We start from the raw sequence: 3,857 nt of genomic DNA, 5'->3' as shown, positions 1-3,857 counted from the left end.
CGCGTGACTGGTCCGCGCGCTCCACCAGCACCAAGTGCGCTGAACAACCAAAAGGGGGCCCGACCCCCCGGGCCGGGAGGGCGTCGCCCCCCGTGGCCCGCAGGGACCGAGGCCCCCACGCGGTTGGAGAGGCTTTGGGCGGGAGCTGCGTTGGGGCGAGAGATCGGGGGCCCTTACGCTGGCCGGCGGATCGGGCCCCTGGGCCCCACCGCGTTTTCCCCGATCGGGCCCCCGATCTTGGAGGCTCGCCCCAACGTGGCTGCGTAAAGCCTCGGAAACCGCCCCAGCCACGCCGCCCCCGCCCAGGGTTCTCAGGCGGCCACCGCCACCTGCGTTTCGGCCGGGGTCAGGGCCAGGTCGAGGACCTGGCGGACGTCGGCGACCGGGTGGACGTCCAGCTTGGCCAGGATCTCCGACGGGACGTCGTCCAGGTCCGCCTCGTTCCGCTTGGGGATGATCACGGTGGTCATCCCCGCCCGGTGGGCCGCCAGCAGCTTCTGCTTGACGCCCCCGATCGGCAGCACCCGGCCCGTCAGCGAGACCTCGCCGGTCATCGCCACGTCGGGCCGCACCTGCCTGCCGCTGAGCAGCGACGCCAGGGCGGTCGTCATGGTGATGCCCGCGCTCGGCCCGTCCTTGGGCACCGCGCCCGCGGGAACGTGCAGGTGCACGCCGCGCTCCTTCAGGTCGCCGACGGGGAGCTCCAGCTCCGCGCCGCGCGAGCGCAGGTAGGACAGGGCGATCTGGCCCGACTCCTTCATCACGTCGCCGAGCTGTCCCGTCAGGGTCAGCCCCGCGCCGCCCGTCTCCGGGTCGGCCAGGGACGCCTCGATGTAGAGGACGTCGCCGCCCGCGCCGGTGACCGCCAGGCCCGTCGCCACGCCGGGCACCGCCGTGCGGCGCTCGGACGGTTCCTGGGCCGCCTCGGGGGTGTGGTGCGGGCGCCCGATGAGGTCCCGCAGGTCCGCCTCGGTGACGGTGCGCGGCAGGGTCAGCTCGCCCAGCTCCGCGCGGGCCGCGACCTTCCTCAGCAGGCCGGCGACGGTGCGCTCCAGGCTCCTGACGCCCGCCTCGCGGGTGTACTCGCCCGCGAGCCTGCGCAGCACGCCGTCCTCCAGGGCGACCTCGCCCTCGCCGAGTCCGGCCCGCTCCAGCTGCCGGGGAACGAGGTGGTCACGCGCGATGGTGATCTTCTCGTCCTCGGTGTAGCCGTCGAGCCGCACCAGCTCCATCCGGTCAAGCAGCGGCTGGGGGATGGCCTCCAGGACGTTGGCCGTGGCCAGGAAGACCACGTCCGACAGGTCGAGCTCGACCTCCAGGTAGTGGTCGCGGAACGTGTGGTTCTGCGCCGGGTCCAGCACCTCCAGGAGGGCGGCGGCCGGGTCGCCCCGGTAGTCGCTGCCGACCTTGTCGATCTCGTCGAGCAGCACGACCGGGTTCATCGAACCGGCCTCCTTGACGGCCCGCACGACGCGGCCCGGCAGGGCGCCGACGTAGGTGCGCCGGTGGCCGCGGATCTCCGCCTCGTCGCGGACGCCGCCGAGCGCCACCCGCACGAACTTCCGGCCCATGGCGCGGGCCACGGACTCGCCCAGCGACGTCTTGCCGACGCCGGGCGGCCCGACCAGCGCCAGCACGGCACCGCCGCGCCTGCCGCCGATCACGCCGAGCCCGCGGTCGCCGCGCCGCTTGCGCACGGCCAGGTACTCGGTGATGCGCTCCTTGACGTCGTTCAGGCCCGCGTGGTCCTCGTCCAGCACGGCCTTGGCGCCCGCGATGTCGTAGGCGTCCTCGGTGCGGACGTTCCACGGCAGTTCGAGCACGGTGTCGAGCCAGGTGCGGATCCAGCTGCCCTCGGGGCTGGCGTCCGAGGAGCGCTCCAGCTTGTCGACCTCCTTGAGCGCGGCCTCGCGGACCTTCTCCGGGAGGTCGGCGGCCTCGACGCGGGCGCGGTAGTCCTCGCCCTCGTCCGCCGCGTCGCCGTTCAGGTCGGCCAGCTCCTTGCGGACGGCCTCCAGCTGGCGGCGGAGCAGGAACTCGCGCTGCTGCTTGTCCACGCCCTCCTGCACGTCCTTGGCGATGGACTCGGCGACGTCCTGCTCGGCCCGGTGCTCGCTCAGCAGCTTGATCGCCAGCTTGAGCCGCTCCACGGGCTCGATGGTCTCCAGCAGCGTCACGCGCTGCTCGGTGCCGAGGAACGGCAGGTACCCGGCGTTGTCCGCCAGCTGCCCGATGTCCTCGATCTGCTGCACGCGGTCCACGACCTGCCAGGCGCCGCGCTCGCGGAGCCAGCTCGTGGTGAGCGCCTTGTACTCCTTGGCCAGCTCGGCGACCGAGCCGGGCAGGGGGCTGGGCACGGTCTCCTCGATGGAGGTGCCCTCCACCCACAGGGCGCGTCCAGGACCCGTGGTCCCCGCGCCGATGCGGACGCGACGGATGCCGCGGACCAGGGCACCGGGGTCACCGTCGGCCAGGCGTCCGACCTGCTCGACCCGGCCCAGCACGCCGATTCCCGTGTAGGTCCCGTCCAGGCGCGGCACGAGCAGCAGGCGGGGCTTCTCACCCCGGACCGCCGCGGCCTGAGCGGCCTCGACGGCGGCGCGCACCTCGGGGTCGGACAGTTCGAGGGGCACCACCATCCCTGGCAGCACCACCTCGTCGTCGAGCGGCAGCACCGGCAGGGTGAGTATGTCGAACGATGAAGTCATGACCTCTCCCTCAGCAGGCAAATTGAGCTTCATCGGCTCAATGCCGGGAGCGGCCCGGATGTTCCCCGGACGCGGAATGTTCGCTCTGAGCGAGCGGGGGATGGCGGAACGTCGCGCGCGGCTACAGCTCGCGCAGGACCCGGTACAGGAAGTCGCGGGTCGCGGTGGGCGGCTCGGCGTCGACCACCAGGCGGTTCATCACATGACGGTACTGCTCGATCTCGGCGGGCTTGTCGGGATAGACGCCGCCGGTCATCTGCTCCAGGTAGACCACGTCGGGCAGCTCGCCGCCGGGCGGGCGCAGTATGGTCACCGGCCCGGCGATCGCCGCGTGGCCGCCCGCGGCGAACGGGACCACCTGGATCGTCACATGCGGCAGCTCCGAGACCTCCATGAGGTGGTCGAGCTGCCGGCGCATGAGGGCGGGCCCTCCCATGGTGCGGCGCAGCGCGGCCTCGTCGATCACGACCCACAGGTGCGGGGGACGTTCCCGCTCCAGGATCCGGCGGCGTCCCATCCGCAGCCGGACCCGGCGTTCGATCCGCTCCTCGTCCTCCTCGTTGCCGAGCCGCGTGACGACACGGGCGTACTCCTCGGTCTGGAGGAGCCCGGGGACGAACTGGAGCTCGTAGCCGCGGATGACCACGGCCGTCTGTTCGAGGCCGAGGTAGACGTTGAGCCAGGCGGGCACCACGTCGTAGTAGACGTGCCACCAGCCCGCGGTGTTCGACTGCCGGGCCAGCGCGATGAGGGTGGCGCGCTCGGCCTCGTCGGTCACGCCGTAGAGGGTGAGGAGGTCGGCGACGTCGCGGGTCTTGAATCCGGTGCGTCCCGATTCGAGGCGGCTGATCTTGGAGTGGGAGCCGCGGATCCGCTCGCCCGCGTCGGTGCCGGTGATGCCCCTGGCCTCGCGGAGCTGCCGCAGCCGGGTGCCGAGGATCATGCGCGGCACGGTCGGGCCGGTCTGCTGGAAGTCGACGCGGCGAGCGGAGCGCCCGCCGAGGGCCCTTTCATGGCTCACCACGCCCATGCCCGCTCCTATCGCAGTAGCCGCAAGCGCCCAACTGTACTAAAGCTTTCCCGCTCGATCGGGGGGCAGTGCCTCGGCTTTCGTCCGAGGCCGGGGCGGGTCGTTGGTCGGTCGGGGCC

General features: G+C 72.6%; 2 protein-coding genes. Both read right to left on the bottom strand.

The window, feature by feature from the left end; genetic code table 11:
- Positions 1-311 precede the first annotated feature (311 nt).
- Positions 312-2,708, bottom strand: coding sequence for an endopeptidase La (gene lon, locus ADY01_RS33810; RefSeq protein ID WP_049580588.1), 2,397 nt, complete (start codon positions 2,706-2,708; stop codon positions 312-314).
- Between the two features lie 121 nt (positions 2,709-2,829).
- Positions 2,830-3,651 carry a helix-turn-helix domain-containing protein gene (locus tag ADY01_RS33805; RefSeq protein ID WP_234320517.1) on the bottom strand — a complete coding sequence of 274 codons (822 nt, stop codon included), beginning with the start codon at positions 3,649-3,651 and terminating at the stop codon, positions 2,830-2,832.
- Between the last annotated feature and the right edge of the window lie 206 nt (positions 3,652-3,857).

Origin of the sequence: Streptomyces sp. SBT349, assembly GCF_001083795.1 — a bacterium.
Taxonomy (GTDB): Bacteria; Actinomycetota; Actinomycetes; order Streptomycetales; family Streptomycetaceae; genus Streptomyces.
The sequence above is the reverse complement of the archived record's forward strand: the minus strand, read 5'-3'. Positions and strand labels throughout refer to the sequence as shown.

Excerpts from the sequence above, each read along its gene's own strand:
- lon (WP_049580588.1), bottom strand. The coding sequence starts at position 2,708 with ATGACTTCATCGTTCGACATACTCACCCTGCCGGTGCTGCCGCTCGAC.
- ADY01_RS33805 (WP_234320517.1), bottom strand. The coding sequence starts at position 3,651 with ATGATCCTCGGCACCCGGCTGCGGCAGCTCCGCGAGGCCAGGGGCATC.